The organism is Thauera sp. WH-2, from assembly GCF_048321015.1.
In the GTDB taxonomy this organism is placed as follows: Bacteria; Pseudomonadota; Gammaproteobacteria; order Burkholderiales; family Rhodocyclaceae; genus Thauera.
The window spans coordinates 182958-199245 of record NZ_JBLWFG010000005.1; the positions used below are offsets into that span (position 1 = coordinate 182958).

The window sequence follows — 16288 nt, forward strand, 5'->3', positions numbered from 1 at the left end:
TCCAGAATGCCCACGCTGCTGCTCGTAGATGGCTCGAGCTATCTCTATCGCGCCTTCCATGCCTTGCCCGACCTGCGCAATTCGCAAGGCGAGCCGACGGGCGCGATCCGGGGGGTGCTGTCGATGCTAAGGCGGCTGGAAAGCGACTACAAGGCAGAATTTCGCGCCTGCGTGTTCGATGCCAAGGGCAAGACCTTCCGCGACGACTGGTATCCCGAGTACAAGTCGCATCGGCCGCCGATGCCCGACGATCTGCGTGTGCAGATCGCACCGCTGCACGAAGCGGTGCAGGCCGAGGGCTGGCCGTTGCTGTCGGTGGAGGGCGTGGAGGCCGACGATGTCATCGGCACCCTGACCCGCCAGGCGCTCGAGCGTGGCTGGGAGGTCGTGATTTCCACCGGCGACAAGGATCTCACCCAGCTCGTGCGTCCCGGGGTGCGCTGGGTCAATACCATGAGCGAGGAGGTGCTGGACGCGGCCGGCGTCGAGGCGAAGTTCGGCGTGCCGCCCGAGCGTATCGTCGACTACCTGGCGCTGGTCGGCGACACGGTGGACAACGTGCCGGGGGTGGAAAAGTGTGGCCCCAAGACCGCGGTAAAGTGGCTGACCGAATACGGCACCCTGGACAATCTCGTCGCCAACGCCGAAAAGGTCGGCGGCAAGGTGGGCGAGAACCTGCGCAAGCACCTGGACTTCCTGCCGCTCGGGCGCAGGCTGGTGACGGTGGCGACCGATGTCGAACTGCCGGTGGCGCTCGACGAGCTACCGGCGCGCGAGGACGACAAGGCAGCGCTGCGCGCACTGTACGAGCGCTTCGAGTTCAAGTCTTGGCTGAAGGATCTGGATGGCGGCGCGGAGAGTGTCGCTGCGTCGAAGGCAGCAACCGAGGCTCGCCGGTTCGATGACCAAGGAAATAGGGGACAGAACCCGATTTCCGCTATTTCCGATGACCCGCCCGGCGCGCACCGTGCGGGCTACGTTGCCATCCTCGACTGGCCGAGCTTCGACGCCTGGCTGGCGAAGATCTTCGCGGCCGAACTCACCGCCTTCGACACGGAAACCACCAGCCTCGATCCGATGGCGGCGAAGCTGGTGGGGATGTCGTTTGCGGTTGAACCGGGCGAGGCGGCTTATCTGCCGCTGGCGCACCGGGGGGGTGACGCGCCGGCGCAACTGCCTTTGGAAGAGGTGCTGGCGAAGCTCCGTCCCTGGCTGGAGTCGGACCAGCACGCCAAGGTTGGCCAGAACCTGAAGTACGACGCCCACGTGCTCGCCAACCATGGCATTACGCTGCGCGGCATCGCGCACGACACGCTGCTCCAGTCCTACGTGCTCGAAAGCGACAAGCCGCACGACATGGATTCGCTCGCCAAGCGCCACCTCGGGCTGATAACCCTCCCTTACACCGAGGTGTGCGGCAAGGGGGCCAAGCAGATCGGCTTCGACGAGGTCGCCATGGACCGCGCTACCGAGTACGCGGCCGAGGACGCCGACGTCACCCTGCGCCTGCACCAGCGCCTGTGGCCGCAGCTCGAGGCCACGCCGCAGCTCGCCGCGCTGTATCGCGAAATCGAGCTACCGGTGCTGTCCGTGCTGCAGCAGATGGAGCGCACCGGCGTGCTGATCGACCCTTTCCTGCTCAGCCAGCATTCCGAGGAACTCGGGCGCCGCCTGCACGCGCTCGAAGGCGAGGCCCACGCGCTCGCCGGCCAGCCCTTCAACCTCGGCTCGCCCAAGCAGCTCGGCGAGATCCTGTTCGGCAAGCTCGGCCTGCCGGTGGTCAAGAAGACCGCCACCGGCCAGCCCTCCACCGACGAGGAGGTGCTGGAGAAGCTCGCCGAAGACTACCCGCTGCCCAAGCTGCTGCTCGAGCACCGTAGCCTGGCCAAGCTGAAGAGCACCTACGCCGACAAGCTGCCGCGCATGGTCAACCCCAGGACGGGCCGCGTGCATACCAGCTTCTCGCAGGCCACTGCCGTCACCGGCCGTCTGTCGAGCTCCGAGCCCAACCTGCAGAACATCCCGATCCGCACGCCGGAAGGCCGCCGCATCCGCGCCGCCTTCATCGCGCCGCGCGACCACCTCATCGTGTCGGCCGACTACTCGCAGATCGAGCTGCGCATCATGGCCCACCTGTCGGACGATGCCCGCCTGCTCGAGGCTTTCGCGAAAGGCGAGGACGTGCATCGCGCCACCGCCGGCGAGGTCTTCGGCATGCCGCCGGCGGAGGTCAGCAGCGAGCAGCGCCGCTACGCAAAGGTGATCAACTTCGGCCTCATCTACGGCATGAGCGCGCACGGCCTGGCAAAGAACCTGGGCATCGAGCGTGCCGCCGCGCAGGCCTGGATCGATCGCTACTTTGCCCGCTACCCCGGCGTTGCAGAGTACATGGAGCGCACCCGCGCCGAGGCGCGCGAGCAAGGCTATGTCGAGACCGTGTTCGGCCGCCGGCTGTACCTGCCCGACATCCGCGCCAGCCAGGCTGGCCGCCGCCAGGCCGCCGAGCGCGCGGCGATCAACGCGCCGATGCAGGGCACCGCAGCCGACCTGATCAAGAAGGCGATGATCGCGGCGAGCGACTGGCTTGCGGCGTCGGGTCTGAAGTCGAAGCTGGTGCTGCAGGTGCATGACGAGCTGGTGCTGGAGGTGCCGGCGGTCGAACTCGACACCATCCGTGAAGCGCTGCCTAGGCTGATGGGCGGCGTTGCCGAGCTGAAGGTGCCGTTGCTGGTCGAAGTCGGTGCGGGCGACAACTGGGATGAAGCGCACTGATGGTGGTGCAGACCACTGCCGAACGCTTCCTGGCAGAGGCGCTGGCGCGCCAGACCCACAATGTCGGTGCCCATGATTTCGGGGGGCAGCGCGTGTGGGTTAAGAAGGCGGGGCCGCGTAACCCGCGCTGGCGCTACTTGGCGATGGGCTTCCTGTCACGTGCGCTCGGTCTTGGAGTGCTCAGCCCGGTGCCCAATTTTGGCGGTGCCGATGCCATCAATACCGAGGTGCGCCGCCTGCAGGTCCTGGCTGCGCAGGGCGCGTTCGTGCCTGAGGTGCTGGCCTGGAGCGACGCCGGCCTGATGCTCAAGGATCTGGGCAGCACAGGCGAGCCGGGCCTCAGCCTGCAGCAGGAAATGGCCACTGCCAAGAATGTGCCCGCCTGCCTCGCCCTGTTCGACGAGGGCCTTGCGGCGCTTGCCGATCTGCATCGCCGCGGCGGCTATCTGAGCCAAGGCTTCGCCCGCAACATGGTGCGCGCTGCCGACGGCCGCATTGCCTTCATCGACTTCGAGGACGACCCCGGTCGCGCACTGGACCTTGCACAGTGCCAGGCGCGTGACTGGTTGTGCTACCTGCATTCGACCGCGCTGATCCTGGACCAGCGGGACCTGCTCGATCCTGCGGGCCTCCGGGTGTGCGACACCCTCGCCGGGCTGGATGCCGAGATCCGTGCGCAGGTGTTGCGTACGGCGGGCCGCCTGGCTTGGCTGCGCCATCTGCCGCGCGGGCGCCGCTTCGGGCGGGATGGGCAGCGCCTGCGTACGGTTGCCTGGCTTCTGCACGGTTTGCCGGAGTGAGCTGCGAGCACTTCCCTTGCTTGGCATATCATTCAGCGCCATGAACACAGCCCCCCCGAACACCGAGCCGACGCCCGCGCCCGAAACCCGTGAGCGGCCACCCCTGCCGGTCGACGCTGCGGCCCAGACCAGCAGCCTCAAGGTGTATACCCGCCTGCTCGGCTACACAAAGCCATACCTGGGCTTCTTTCTGCTCAGCATTCTGGGTTTTGCCATTGCGGGCGCTGCCAAGGCGGGCCTTGCGGCGGTGTTCAAGTTCTTCGTCGACGGGCTGGCCACGCCCGACGAACCGGTCGCGACCGGCATCGCGTGGCTGGATGCGCTCGACATCGTGTTCGCGATCCCGGTCATGGTGATGCTGATCGCGCTATGGCAGGGAGTGGGCACGTTCCTCGGCAACTACGCCATCTCCAAGGTGTCGCTTGGACTGGTGCATGACCTGCGCACTCAGCTCTTCGAGAGCTTCCTGGTGCTGCCCAACCGTTTCTACGACGCGCAGAACTCCGGCCACCTGGTCTCCAAGCTCACCTACAACGTCACCATGGTCACCGGCGCCGCCACCGATGCGGTGAAGACCCTGTTCCGCGAGGGGCTCACCGTCATTGCGCTGTTGAGCTACCTGCTTTGGATGAACTGGCAACTCACTCTCACCTTGCTCGTGGTGCTGCCTGTGATCGGCTGGCTGGTGTCCAACGCCAGCCGCAAATTCCGCCGCCTGTCAAAGAACATCCAGACCGCCATGGGTGAGGTCACCCATGTGGCCTCCGAAACCATTCAGGGCTATCGTGTGGTGCGCAGCTTCGGTGGCGCGGACTACGAGCGCGCCCGCTTCGGGCATGCCAGCCTAGACAACACCAAGCGCCAGCTCAAGATGGTACGCACCGAGGAGGTCTTCTCGGCGCTGATGAATCTCATCATCTATAGCGCGATGGGCCTGCTGCTGTTCATGGTGCTCAAGGTGCGAGGCGACGCTACCGCGGGTGACGTGGTCGCCTTCATGACCGCAGCCGGCCTGTTGCCGCGTGCTATCCGCCTGTTGGGTGAGGTCAGTTCCAAGATCCAGCGCGGCGTGGCTGCGGCCGACAGCATCTTCGAGCAACTCGACGAGGCGCCCGAGCCGGACGCCGGCAGCGTCGAGCGCACCCACATCACCGGACGCGTCGAAGCGCAGGGCCTGGGCTTTACCTATCCCGGCGCCGAGGGCAGGGCTCTGGAGGGCGTCGACTTCACGGCGGCGCCGGGTCAGATGATCGCCCTGGTCGGCAAGTCGGGCAGCGGCAAGTCCACGCTTGCCAACCTCATCCCGCGCTTCTATCAGCACGATGAAGGCCGGCTGCTGGTCGATGGGGTAGCGGTGGAAGACTACACGCTCGCCAACCTGCGCCGCCATATCGCGCTGGTCACGCAGCAGGTCACGCTTTTCAATGGCTCGGTGGCCGAGAACATCGCCTACGGCGAGCTTGCCGGCGCCAGCCGCGAAGAGATCGTCGCTGCAGCCGAAGCTGCCAACGCACGCGAGTTCATCGACCGTTTGCCGCAAGGCTTCGACACCGAGATCGGCGAAAACGGCGTACTCCTCTCCGGCGGCCAGCGTCAGCGCCTGGCGATTGCGCGTGCGCTGCTGAAAAATGCGCCGATCCTGATTCTGGACGAGGCGACGTCTGCGCTGGATACCGAGTCGGAAAGGCTTATCCAGGCAGCAATCGAGCGGCTGATGGCCGGGCGCACGACCATCGTCATCGCCCACCGGCTATCGACGATCGAGAAGGCGGATCAGATTCTGGTTATGGATTCTGGACGGATCGTGGAGCGCGGAACGCATGCCGAGCTTGTGGCGAAGGGCGGGACGTATGCGCGACTGCAGGCGATCGGGGGTGCGGGAGTATTGGATGAGGCTTCGCGAACCGGTGAACCGCCGCATCCGATTGTTCAGTAATGATGCGACGTGCGGGTTGGGAGCGAGCCGCCTTTTCGCGGCCAAGGGCTTCGTTGGCTTGGCCGTTCAGATTCTGGCGGCATCTTTGTTCGCCAGGAACCACGCATACGTCTCGCGAAGCCCCTCCACCAAGGAGACGCGGGCTTGCCAGCCCAACCGTAGCAGCCGGCTCACATCCATCAGCTTGCGCGGCGTGCCGTCCGGCTTGGTCGTGTCGAAGACGAGCCTGCCCTCATAGCCAATGACCTGGACCAGCGCCTCGGCCAGCGCGCGAATGGTCACATCGGTGCCAGTGCCGACGTTGATGTGCGAGCGCATCGGCTCGGTCTCGCGGGCGTAGCGTTCGTGCGGGAGGTTTTGGAGATGCACCACTGCCTCGGCGAGGTCGTCCACATGCAGGAACTCGCGCATCGGTGTGCCGCTGCCCCAGATCACCACCTCGGGCGCATGCGCCAGCTTGGCCTCGTGGATGCGCCGCATCAGCGCGGGGATGACGTGGCTGTTCTCGGGATGGAAGTTGTCGCCCGGACCGTAGAGGTTGGTGGGCATGGCGCTGCGGTAGTCACGAGCGTACTGGCGGTTGTAGCTCTCGCACAGCTTGATGCCGGCGATCTTGGCGATGGCGTAGGGCTCGTTGGTGGGTTCGAGCAGGCCGGTGAGCAGCGCTTCTTCCTTCATCGGCTGCTCGGCGAGCTTGGGGTAGATGCAGGACGAGCCGAGAAACATCAGCTTGTGCACGCCATGGGTGTGGGCAGCGTGGATGAGGTTGGCCTCGATCATCAGGTTCTGGTGGATGAACTCGGCCGGATAGGTGTTGTTGGCATGGATGCCGCCGACCTTGGCTGCCGCCAGATAGACCTGGTCGATGCGATGGGTGGCGAAGAAGACGTTGACGGCATGCTGGTCGGTGAGATCGAGCGCGGCGCGATCGGAGGTGACGATGTTGCTGCAGCCCAGCGCCTGCAGCCGGCGCACGATGGCCGAGCCGACCATGCCGCGGTGGCCGGCGACGAAGATGGTGTCGGTGAGGTTCATTGGGTTCAGTTCTCGGTGGCGACCGGCACGTCGTGCCCGTGCGCTTTCAGGAATGCATGCCGCTGCGCCACCTTGAGGTCTTCCGCGACCATCTCGGCGCACATCTCCTGCACGGTGATCTCCGGCGTCCAGCCGAGCTTGTCCTTGGCCTTGCTCGGATCGCCGAGCAGGGTCTCGACCTCGGCGGGGCGGAAGTAGCGCGGATCGACGCGTACGATGATGTCGCCCGCCTTCAGCGCGGGGGCGTTTCCCCCCTCGATGTGCTCGACGATAGCGTGCTCTTCCACGCCCTTGCCCTCGAAGCGCAGCGTGACGCCCAACTCCGCCGCCGACCAGCGGATGAACTCGCGTACCGAGTACTGCACGCCGGTGGCGATCACAAAATCCTCAGGCTGGTCCTGCTGCAGCATCATCCACTGCATGCGCACGTAGTCCTTGGCGTGGCCCCAGTCGCGCAGTGCGTCCATGTTGCCCATGTAAAGGCAGCTTTCCAGACCCTGTGCGATGTTGGCGAGACCGCGCGTGATCTTGCGCGTGACGAAGGTCTCGCCGCGGCGCGGGCTCTCGTGGTTGAACAGGATGCCGTTGCAGGCGTACATGCCGTAGGCCTCGCGGTAGTTCACCGTGATCCAGTAGGCGTAGAGCTTGGCCACCGCATAGGGGCTGCGCGGGTAGAAGGGGGTGGTCTCCTTCTGCGGGATCTCCTGCACCAGGCCGTAGAGCTCGGAGGTGGAGGCCTGGTAGAAGCGCGTCTTCTTGTCCAGGCCGAGCAGGCGGATGGCTTCGAGCAGGCGCAGTGTGCCCATGGCGTCGACGTCGGCGGTGTATTCAGGCGACTCGAAGCTCACCGCCACGTGCGACTGCGCGCCGAGGTTGTAGACCTCGTCGGGCTGCACCTGCTGCAGGATGCGGGTGAGGTTGGACGAGTCGGTGAGGTCGCCATAGTGCAGGACCATGCGCGGGTTGAGCGTGTGCGGGTCCTGGTAGAGGTGGTCGATGCGCTGGGTGTTGAAGCTCGAGGCGCGGCGCTTGATGCCGTGGACTTCGTAGCCTTTGGCGAGCAGGAATTCGGCAAGGTAGGAGCCGTCCTGGCCGGTGATGCCGGTGATGAGGGCTTTTGGGGTCATGGGTACATGCCGGGTTGGAGGGGCTGGGTGCGGTGGCGCCGATGTCGGCTGGGCTACAATCTGGGCTGACCGTGCCTGAGGAAACGCCGCATTATCCCACGGGCACATGAGCGCACAAAACGACTACGCCGGGCCTTAATGTCGACCTCTTCAACCCTTGTGAGCGACCGCGAACTTCTAGTCCGACTGAACATGGACATGGCCCCTGATGGCATGGCCTTGTTGAGCCCGGGCGGGGCGATGCGCTGGGGCCGGTGCCGCTTAGCGCTGAATCCGCCGCTCGGTGGTGAGGCAGATTTTGCGGTCGTGCTGGCGAACGCACGGCCCTACGATCGTTTCGTTTGTGCGGCGCAGAACACCTTGTTCATCGCGGGTGAGCCGCTGGAAAAGAAGTTGTATGCGCCGGGGTTTTATCGGCAGTTCGGCCATGTGCTCGACACGCATGCGATGTCGTGCCATCCAGGCCTGATCCTTGGTGCACCGGGGCTGAATTGGCATGTCGGACTCGACATGCGTTCGCGCAGTTATAGGTTCGGGTATGACTACCTCAAGGCACTCGCTCGGCCGAAAAAGGAAAACCGTATCGCGGTGGTGTGCTCGAATGCCAACTTTACTCCGGGTCAACGTCACCGCCTTGCCTTGCTCGATTACCTGAAGCAGCGCCTGGGGGACCGCCTCGTGCACTTTGGTCGCGGCTTTCAGCCGATCGACGACAAGATGGATGCGATCCTGCCGTATCGCTACCAACTGGTGCTCGAGAACACGCGTGCCGAGAACTATTGGACCGAGAAGCTGGCTGACGCCTACCTGGGCTGGGCATTTCCCGTCTATCTGGGCTGCCCGAACCTCGCTGCATTCTTTGCGCCCGAGGCCTTCAGTGCTATCGATGGCGCAGATTTCAGGGCTGCGGGAGATCGCATCGAGCATTTGCTGGATCGACCGGAGAGCGAGACGGAAATTGCTGCGGTGGCCGAGTCGCGTCATCGCGTACTGGATGTCTACAACCCCCTGGCATGGGCTGCGCACTGGGCCGAGGCGCTCTACCGACCGGAACCGAAGTCGGAGGTGGTGATCCGCATCCATAAAGCGTTCAGACCATTCCCGCGTGGATTGATCTATCGCTTGCGTCAGGCTCTGGCGGGTTGAGTGACCCTCGTCGCTCATTGCCCCATGAGTTTGTGCCGCCCGCGAACGTAGAGCTTTTCCAGCAGGTAGCGGGCTCCCAGTGCTGGGTTGCGCTTCAGGCGGTTTCGACTTTGGATCAGAGCGCCGCGCTCAGCAGTCGCGGCTGCCGTATTCTTTTCATTCACGATCCGACAGATGGTGGCGATGGGGCCGTACTTTTCCAGGATCAGTCGGCGGCTTTCAAGGATGGCGGGCAGGCGCTGTTCGTATAAATTGTCTGCAATCGCGCGCTCGATCGTGGCGAAAGCGCCTTCGTAGTCCCGAATGTCGATCGGGATATAGCTGTCTTCCGGGAAGTAATCGGCTACGTTCGGGCAACCGAAATAGAACGGCAGGCAGGCACCGAGAAAGGCGTCGGCGAGCTTTTCTGTCCAATGGTGCTTGCCGGAGTAATTCTCGATGGCCAGATGGTAACGATAGGCATCGAGTGCATCCGCCTTCTCGTTGAGCGGCTGCATGCCGTGACCATAGATATCGAGCTCTGGCAGGCGCTCCTTCAGTGCCATTGTGAACGCGAAGCGCAGGTGGTGCAGGGTGTGCTTTTGTCGCTTCGATGAGCACACGGTCGAAATCAGACGCGTCTTGTCGAGCGGCGGATGCGCCACGATGTGGTCGTGGTCGCCCCGTGGCGAGCGAGTCGAGTAGAACCAGGTCAGGGCGGGCTGCTCGTATAGCTGACCCGGGTGGTGCCTGAGCGCCCATGGCTCCTGCGCGCTGAGCACCCAGCGGAACTGCTGCAGATATGGGGAGCCGTAGGCCTTGATGGTTGAGGGCTCCACAGTAATCAGCAGGGTGTGCGCCTGCGAGCATGCCAACTCCTCCTCCCAAAGTGAGTGGCGCTCACCGCCGACCGACGGCAACTCGTCATACACAACGAGCCAATCGTAGTTACGCTCATGGCGATCAAAGAGAAATCGACAGTTGCCCCACACGGGTTCACGCTTCGGAAACAGCCGTAACCAGTCCTCACCGTCATGGCCGGGCTTGCACTTGCTGAGGAGCTTGATCCGGACTTCCGGTTGGAGAGGTGTGTTCATGCTTGGGTATGTCGATCAAAATCCGCGCGTTCGTTTGATCCAGCCCCGACCCGCATCGTAGAGGCCCTGTAGCCAGAACAGAGTTTGGCGCAGTGTTTTCGAGACGGAGTAAGGCAGAGTTCTACGTGAGTAGTGCGGGATGGCGTTAGCGTGCTGTTTCTCGTAGCTGCGCCCTGTAATGTCGGAAATGTCGTTCTTCTGATTGATGATCGAAGTGCTCAAGGCAAGGATGGTCATCGTTTTTGAAAGCGTTCTCGCATACCAGCGGTCGATCGCTCGGTTGCGGGTTAGCCATCTCCAGACATTCTGCTCTGTGGGGAGTTGGCTTAGCAGGAACGAGTAGGCACTTTGATTGACGAGGTACGCGTGCGCGGCATTGCAGCCGTAGATTTGTAAAAGCCGATATTGCCCAGAGAGTTGCGTGCTCGCACGAAACGGCCCGATGGGGTCCGTGTAGCCGAGGTAGCAGAGGTCCCAGGGCGTCGTATCTAGCGCCCGCTCGAGCGAGTCGATGAGCGAGTCGAAATCAGGCTCGATTTGGATGTCGTCTTCGAGGATAAGCACTCGTTTCCAGCCGCTGCTCGCGGCCTTCTCAATCGCGGCGCGGTGGGATAGTGCACAGCCCGCACGACCTGCCCAAGTCCTGTCTCTTTTTCGACCATGAAAATAGGGCTTGCGGCCGAAGCCTTCGAGGGAAACGCCCTTTACGGCTGAAAGTCGTATTGGGACGAGTGGTGCGAGTCGGTCCGCCGCATTCATCATGAAGCTCTGCCAGCGGTCGGATCGCTCATCCAAGTTGATGACCAGAACGCCGTCGGCAAGCGGCGAGTGAGTGCGCATGCTCATTCGCTCCAATACTGTGCGAGCCAGGGCGCTGGGCGAGTGTAGTGGTGCGGTTTTCCGTCCGAATAGCCTTTGATGGCCTCGTCAGGGTCTGGACGGCCGTGAAAGACGAGGATACGGCAGTCCGGCGCGACCTTTGGGGTAATAAAAAAGTTAAGCGGGAAGATGGGGCGGCAGTTCCACTTGTAGCTCTGCACCCACTCTTCGGGCCACCAGTTGACCTTTTTCATCGCGTGGGTGAGAAAGGCCTGTTCGGTGTTGAAGATCCTACGGTCTTCAGCTTGTGCCATTTCGCGCAGGAAGGTCTCGTAGATTTCGTTCGATTTGCCGGCGTCGAAGCGGAATATGGAGGAATTGCCTACGGCAGGACGACGACCAAGCAGCGCTTTGCGGCGGCTGACCCAGTTGTGGATGATGCAGTACTCGCCTGGCTTGTAGTCGAAGAAGCAATCGAGCTTGCCGAGAATGATTAGGTCCACATCCATGAACAGTGTCGGGCCTTGCAGGCCGCCGAACCCGTCCTTGAGGACCATGAGCTTGACGAGAATATCTGGCCAGCCGCGCTTGACGCCCGGATTGTCAGGGAAAGGGATGATGCGGATGGCGGGGTCGAGGCCGGTGGGATCGTCAGTGCAGCAATGGAAAAGGAACGGGCGCTCGAGGTTTCTCGACACCGAACGGAAAAGCGTATTGACGTAGTGTGGGCCGTAGCGGGTACCCCATTTGAGGCAGAGGACATTGACCGGGGTTTCGTTTGAAGTCACGAGGCGACGACTCCTTTGCGGTGGCTGACGGCAGTGGTGTCTTGTTCGTTGCAGTTTCTTGCGGCGCCAAGGGCTTGGCACGCAAGTGCGACGAGCAGCATCCAGGGGCCACGGAAGTGGTTTGAGCTGAGTATGGAATATTCCAGGGTGCCGGCGACGAACGCACAGGCGAGCAAGGCAAGCAAGGTCTGCGTGAGTGGTGTATTCATGCGCAGAAGCCGGTAGCCGACCCACGTGATCGAGAGCAGGAACGTGCCAAGCGCGATTACCCCGCTGCTGAGCGCGAGGTCGGCCAGCATATTGTGTGCGGCGTTGATTCCGCTATGGCCCGGAATACGCATGAATGATTGGAAGCCCCAGCCGGCGAGGGGACGCTGTGCGATCGATTGGAGGCTGAATTTTAGCGCAGCGGCACGGGTGTCGTCGCTGTGAGCGTTTGCGTCCTGCCAATTGCTGACGAAATAGGCGAAGGCCAGCGAGCCGAGGATGGCGCTGTAGAGGCCGATACGTCGTGTTGTGTTTGGAGGGAAAAGCACTGCGATGCCCGTCGCAGCTGTGATGATCGCACCGCGTGACCCGCTGCTCAGTATGCCGAGCGCGAAGATCGAGGCTGCAATCCAGAGCGCCAGCCGCTGCATTTGCGAGGTGCCGCGATCTCGGAGCAAGGCGGCGCTGAGCACGAGACCCAAGGCCATGAAGAGTCCGTACGGGTTCGGGTTGCCGACGATTCCCTGGATTCTGATCGATCGCCACGCTGTGAGGCTGAAATCCGGATGAAGTATCCATTGCCCGATGCCGATGAGACCGTGTACGAGCAGGGAGCCGACGATGACAAAGGTGAGCTGACGGAGGGTAATCCACTGCTTTTGAAGAAGAAACAGGACGCCAAGGCTTACACCGAGCACCCTGAGGATAAAGATGGCTTGCTCGCTCCAGCTTGTTGCGGTTTCGAGGTGCTGCAAGTGCTGTAGGGCGGTCGCGCCTGTGACAGGCAGCAACCAGAGTAGGGTCAAGCCGACATAGGCGCGCACGGGGAGCGAAACCCAGAAATCTCGCCTTGCGAGCAAGAGAGTGAGCAGTATGAGAACACTGGAGATGTGCAACGTTGCCCACTTGGCGGGCGTGCTGAAGACGAAGATCGTCAGCAGGGCCATCGTGGCAACGCTGGCAGGAGCAAGGTGTTGTTCTTGTTTTTGTGAGCGGCCGGTCATCAGCGGATTGTGGAGGATTGATGTTTCTTGAAAGAACCGGAGTATAGCGACAGGGTTGCCGACTGCATTTCAGCGAGAAGGAAGCGGTGATTGGCACGAACTGCTTCGGCTTTCCCAGCGAGGATGCTCCGGACGCTACGAGAGGCGGCCTCAACATCCCCCTTCGCCACGGCCCCCTGCGGGAACAACTCCCGCAGAATCTCCGCCACCCCGCCATGCGCATACGCCACCACCGGCCGCCCCATCGCCAGCGGCTCCAGCACCGTGCGCCCGAACGACTCTGGTGTGCTCGACAAGCTCAGCACGCAGTCCGAGACCGCATAGATCTCGCGCATGTCGCTGCGATGTCCGGTGAACACGATGCGTTGGTCCAGCCCCTCCGCCTGCACGCGTTCGCGGATCTCCTTCGCGTAGCCGGGCCGCTTCGGGTCCTCTCCGCCGACGATCAGCCCGACCACGTCCAGCCCTTCCGCGACCAGCTTGCCGAGGATCGTGATGAAGTCATGGTGCCCCTTCAGGCGAGTGAGTCGCCCCGGCAGCGTCAGCACCTTGCGCTGTCCGATCTGCGGAAACTCGGCGCGGAATCGTTCCAGCCACTCTTCCGACGGCCGGTAGTCGCGCGGAAACTCCGCCGGGTCGATGCCGCGCGGGATCACCGTGATGCGCTCGTCGGCCAGGTGCGGCCAGCGCGACGGCGGATAGTTCGTACGGATGTAGTCGCGCACCGTGTCGCTGACTGCGATCACGCGCTCGCCCGCGCACATGATCGCGCTGTAGCGGCTCACCGAGTGCATGCCGTGCACCGTGGTGACGAAGCGCGGACGGGTCTGCGCCGGCATGCCGCGCCACGCAAGCCACGCCACCCAGGCGGGCATGCGCGAGCGGGCGTGGACGATGTCGAAGCGCTCCTGCTCGAAAAGTCTGCGCAGCGCGCGGTACTGCAGGAAGGTGGTCGGCGACTTGCGCCCGAGGTCGCGCGCGATGTGGCGCGAGCCTTCGCGCTGCAGCTGCTCGACCAGCCGCCCGCCTTTCGACAGCACCACCGATTCATGCCCGGCCGAAACCAATGCGCGCGCAATCTCCAGCGTGCCGCGCTCGACGCCGCCGCTGTCGAGGGCGGGGAGGAGTTGAAGGACCTTCAGGGGTTTCATCGCGAAGGCCGCATATGTGCGGCGTGTTCGTTGGCGTCGGGCATGGCGCGATTGTACCTGCGCGCTGGATGCAGGTTGAGCGTGGCGGCTACCCCGGCCAGCGCGACAGCATGAGCCCGGCCACACGATCGGCTTCGCACAGGCGAGTCTGCGGAACGAGTAACAGAGCCTTCCGCTCCCAATCCGCAAACGGGGTGACGAAGCCCTCGCGCTGCAGTTGCGCCACCCCTGCGGTGATCCGCGTTTCGCCCTGCCGCGGCACCGAGAGCAGCCCGGTAGCTGCGCCGGCGGTGAGGCTCTCGTACACCATCGAGACGCTGTCCTCCGTGACCCAGGCTTGCGCACTGCGCGCAACCTGTTCCATCGCCCAGCCGGACGGCGTGTCGCGCACCGGGCGTACGTCCACGCCGCGTTCGCGCAGGGCGAGCAGCGCCGACTCGGTGTCGGCCGGCGTGCGGCGTGAGGTGGTCAGCGTCCAGCGCATCCCTGGTGTGGCGGCGAGGATGGCGTCGATTTGCGCGAGCAGGTCGGCACTGTTCCAGCCGTGGTGCTTGGACGGCCCGCCGATCAGGAACAAACCCTTGTCGACTTCGCGCTCGCGGCTGGGGCGGGCGGTGTTGAGCACGCCGCGGGTGGCGATGATGTTGGCACGCTCGGGCGGATGATCGTGCTGCGGGATCACGCACAGGTCGAACCAGCCCAGTGGCAGGCTGGGCCGCATCAGCGCGATGAGCTTGCCGCCGTGCGCGCGTCGTGCGGCAAGGCCGGCGAGGTGGGTGCGATGGCCGGCGACGAGGATGAAATCCGGGTCGGGCAGTCCCGCGCCCGCCGGGAAGTGGCCGCCCAGCCACTGCCACAGCGCGCTGTGCCCGGCCGGGGCGTCGATCCAGTGCGCCTCGACCGCCGCGCGCGCAGCAAGCGCCTGCGCCAGCCCCTGCAGTTGGCTGCGATGGCCGGGCTTGTTGTCGGTGATGAGCCAGAGGGAAGTCATCGGGGCTTCACCTTCATCCTCGGTTGAACCACTTCAGCACCACGCCCCAGCTTTCCATGTCGATCCGTGTCACCTGTCCGCAGCCGAAGTCCAGTCCCAGCCAGCGCTCGGGCGGCAGGCCGAGGAGGTGGCCCGCGATGACGCGCAGCGGGCCGCCGTGGGCTATGACGACGAGGTGTTCGGGCGCCGTGCCCGGAGATAGGGGACAGACCCCGATTTCAGACGAAATCGGGGTCTGTCCCCTATCTCCGGATTCTTGCCTGATCTCGTCCAGCCATTGCAGCACCCGTGCCGCCATCTCACGCGGCGACTCGCCGCCTGGCGCGCGAAAGCCGAGCGGGTCGGCGGCCCAGTCGTCGATGGCGCTGCCGATGTCGGCAAAGCTGCGGCCTTCCCACTCGCCGAAACAAATCTCCTTGAGCCGGTCGTCGAGGTGCGGCCTTCCAAGTGCCTCCGCGAGCAGGCGCGCACGCGCGAGCGGGCTGGCGTGCAGCGTGAAAGTGTCGGGCAGCAGCGGCCGCAGGCGGGCGGCGACCTCGGCAGGGCATTCGGCCAGGCCGAGATCGGTCTGCCCGTAGCAGGTGCCGGGCTCGACAGCGGGGCGGGGGTGGCGGATGAGGTGAAGTTGCATGCGCGGTTTCAGGTGGTCAAGGGGGTGCCGATGGCGGTGAGCACCCCGATATAGCACGCCAGCTCCGCCGCCTGCTGCACCGCGCCGAGCAGGTCGCCAGTGTGGCCGCCCAGGCGGCGCAGGAAGAGGCGGGCGAGCCAGAGCGTGACCAGTGCGGCGAGGATCAGCGACCCGGCCGCGGGCGCGAGGCCGAGCCCTGCCAGAGGCAGCAGGCCGAAGACTGTTGCGAATGCCAGCTCGCCGCGCGGCAGCCGCTTCGCCACGGTCCGCGCCTTGGCACTGTCGTCCTCACGTGCGTAGGGCAGGGCGTGCAGCACGCCGACCGCAGCCAGGCGCGACAGCGCGTGCGCGGCGATCAACGCGGCGGCGGCTGTCGTGGGCGAGATGGCAGCGAGCTCGATCAGCGCTGCGGCCTTGGCCAGCAGCATCAGCACGATGGCGATGGCGCCGTAGCTGCCGATGCGCGAGTCCTTCATGATCGCGAGGATCTGTGCCTTCTCCCAGCCGCCACCGAGGCCGTCACAGGCGTCGGCAAAGCCGTCTTCATGCAGGGCACCGGTCAGGCGAACGGTGAGCGCCATCGAAAGAATGACCGCGAGGCTGACCGGCAGCAGCGAGGTGAGTACGAGCAGCGCCGCGGCGCCGGCGCATCCCACCACCCAGCCCACCAGCGGCAGCCATGCGGCGGCGTGCGCGAGCCGCTCCGGCACCCATTCCACCCAGGCGGGCACGGGCAGCCGGGTGAAATAGCCCAGCGCGGTGAAGAAGCGGGCGAACTGCTCGCGCATGGCCGCGTTCCGGGGGC

Annotated in this window: 14 protein-coding genes; 4 read left to right on the plus strand and 10 right to left on the minus strand. The window is 64.4% G+C overall.

Features of this window, described 5'->3' with window-relative positions:
- The first annotated feature begins 6 nt into the window (after positions 1 to 6).
- Genes polA through msbA form a run of 3 tightly spaced genes read left to right on the plus strand, consistent with a single transcriptional unit; the run spans position 7 to position 5508 of the window.
- On the plus strand, positions 7 to 2772 hold the full coding sequence (gene polA, locus ACNKW1_RS10560; RefSeq protein ID WP_418364537.1) for a DNA polymerase I: 2766 nt from the start codon (positions 7 to 9) through the stop codon (positions 2770 to 2772).
- On the plus strand, positions 2772 to 3572 hold the full coding sequence (locus ACNKW1_RS10565) for a hypothetical protein (protein ID WP_418364538.1): 801 nt from the start codon (positions 2772 to 2774) through the stop codon (positions 3570 to 3572). Before polA ends, ACNKW1_RS10565 begins: the two co-directional genes overlap by 1 nt.
- A 40-nt stretch (positions 3573 to 3612) precedes the next feature.
- Positions 3613 to 5508: a lipid A export permease/ATP-binding protein MsbA gene (gene msbA, locus ACNKW1_RS10570; RefSeq protein WP_418364539.1), complete on the plus strand. Its 1896-nt coding sequence runs from the start codon at positions 3613 to 3615 to the stop codon at positions 5506 to 5508.
- A gap of 66 nt (positions 5509 to 5574) precedes the next feature.
- Here msbA and fcl read toward each other — a convergent pair whose 3' ends face one another.
- Entirely contained in the window at positions 5575 to 6543 is a 969-nt protein-coding gene (gene fcl, locus ACNKW1_RS10575; RefSeq protein WP_418364540.1) for a GDP-L-fucose synthase, read from the minus strand.
- 5 nt (positions 6544 to 6548) lie between these two features.
- The gene (gene gmd, locus ACNKW1_RS10580) at positions 6549 to 7670 is read right to left on the minus strand and encodes a GDP-mannose 4,6-dehydratase (RefSeq protein ID WP_418364541.1); all 1122 of its coding nucleotides are present in this window, start codon (positions 7668 to 7670) and stop codon (positions 6549 to 6551) included.
- A gap of 192 nt (positions 7671 to 7862) precedes the next feature.
- Between gmd and ACNKW1_RS10585 the strand changes: the two genes are divergently transcribed.
- A complete protein-coding gene (locus tag ACNKW1_RS10585; RefSeq protein WP_418364542.1) occupies positions 7863 to 8816 on the plus strand; it encodes a glycosyltransferase family 10 domain-containing protein in 954 nt (317 codons plus the stop codon).
- 14 nt (positions 8817 to 8830) lie between these two features.
- On the opposite strand, the gene ACNKW1_RS10590 is transcribed toward ACNKW1_RS10585, so the two are convergent.
- From ACNKW1_RS10590 to ACNKW1_RS10625, 8 genes are all read right to left on the minus strand, one after another.
- A complete protein-coding gene (locus tag ACNKW1_RS10590) occupies positions 8831 to 9892 on the minus strand; it encodes a glycosyltransferase family 10 domain-containing protein (RefSeq protein ID WP_418364543.1) in 1062 nt (353 codons plus the stop codon).
- Between the two features lie 15 nt (positions 9893 to 9907).
- Positions 9908 to 10732 carry a glycosyltransferase family 25 protein gene (locus ACNKW1_RS10595; protein WP_418364544.1) on the minus strand — a complete coding sequence of 275 codons (825 nt, stop codon included), beginning with the start codon at positions 10730 to 10732 and terminating at the stop codon, positions 9908 to 9910.
- Positions 10733 to 10734: 2 nt separating this feature from the next.
- Positions 10735 to 11499, minus strand: coding sequence for a hypothetical protein (locus ACNKW1_RS10600; protein WP_418364545.1), 765 nt, complete (start codon positions 11497 to 11499; stop codon positions 10735 to 10737).
- Complete coding sequence (locus ACNKW1_RS10605; RefSeq protein WP_418364546.1) at positions 11496 to 12710, minus strand: O-antigen ligase family protein; 1215 nt, start codon at positions 12708 to 12710, stop codon at positions 11496 to 11498. The genes ACNKW1_RS10600 and ACNKW1_RS10605 overlap by 4 nt, the downstream gene beginning before the upstream one ends.
- Complete coding sequence (locus ACNKW1_RS10610) at positions 12710 to 13861, minus strand: glycosyltransferase family 4 protein (protein WP_418364547.1); 1152 nt, start codon at positions 13859 to 13861, stop codon at positions 12710 to 12712. Before ACNKW1_RS10610 ends, ACNKW1_RS10605 begins: the two co-directional genes overlap by 1 nt.
- A gap of 88 nt (positions 13862 to 13949) precedes the next feature.
- Positions 13950 to 14852, minus strand: a complete 903-nt coding sequence (locus tag ACNKW1_RS10615; protein WP_418364548.1) for a mitochondrial fission ELM1 family protein — start codon at positions 14850 to 14852, stop codon at positions 13950 to 13952.
- A gap of 13 nt (positions 14853 to 14865) precedes the next feature.
- A complete protein-coding gene (cobC, locus tag ACNKW1_RS10620) occupies positions 14866 to 15483 on the minus strand; it encodes an alpha-ribazole phosphatase family protein (protein WP_418364549.1) in 618 nt (205 codons plus the stop codon).
- Between the two features lie 8 nt (positions 15484 to 15491).
- Positions 15492 to 16271, minus strand: a complete 780-nt coding sequence (locus ACNKW1_RS10625) for an adenosylcobinamide-GDP ribazoletransferase (RefSeq protein ID WP_418364550.1) — start codon at positions 16269 to 16271, stop codon at positions 15492 to 15494.
- Between the last annotated feature and the right edge of the window lie 17 nt (positions 16272 to 16288).